This is a genomic window from Microvirga sp. P4_G7 (assembly GCF_056401005.1).
In genome coordinates this window covers 1-536 of sequence record NZ_JBFUKD010001194.1, presented here as the reverse complement: position 1 = coordinate 536, position 536 = coordinate 1, and the positions used below count along the sequence as shown (strand labels likewise).

Annotated in this window: 2 protein-coding genes; both read left to right on the top strand. The window is 60.8% G+C overall.

All coding sequences use genetic code 11. The features are described from left to right. Window positions 1-189, top strand: a 189-nt coding sequence (gene gatC, locus AC1DT3_RS23840; RefSeq protein WP_477467612.1) for an Asp-tRNA(Asn)/Glu-tRNA(Gln) amidotransferase subunit GatC, incomplete at its 5' end; no start/stop codon positions are given. Window positions 190-301: 112 nt separating this feature from the next. Further along, window positions 302-536 (top strand): amidase family protein (locus tag AC1DT3_RS23835; protein ID WP_477467611.1); only part of this gene is annotated, 235 nt, incomplete at its 3' end.

Here is a 536-nt window from a genome sequence, read left to right as displayed (position 1 = left end):
ATCCTGTCCTTCGTGGAGCAACTCAACGAAGTGAACGTGGACGGCGTGGAAGCCATGACGTCCGTCACGCCTATGGCGATGAAAAAGCGCCAAGACGGCGTCACCGACGGCGGTATTGCAGACGATATCGTCCGCAACGCTCCCGTGGTCGAAGATCATTTCTTCGTCGTTCCTAAGGTCGTCGAATAAGGACAGCCTTCGCGATCCGGCTTCGGCAGAAGTCCGGATTCAGAGACGTTTCATTTCTTGAACGGTCCCGGAGGAGCGCTCATCGCCCTCCCGGAAAGACCAGGATACGCCCGTGACCGAATTGACCCACCTGACCCTCGCCGACGCCCGCGACGGGCTCAAGGCGAAAAAGTTCTCCGCGACCGAGATCACGAAAGCCCATATCGAGGCGATCGAGAAGGCCCGCGCGCTCAACGCCTATGTCCTCGAGACGCCTGATCGGGCGCTCGCCATGGCCAAAGCGGCCGACGAGAAAATCGCGAAGGGTGAGGCACGGCCGCTCGAGGGCCTTCCGCTCGGCATCAAGG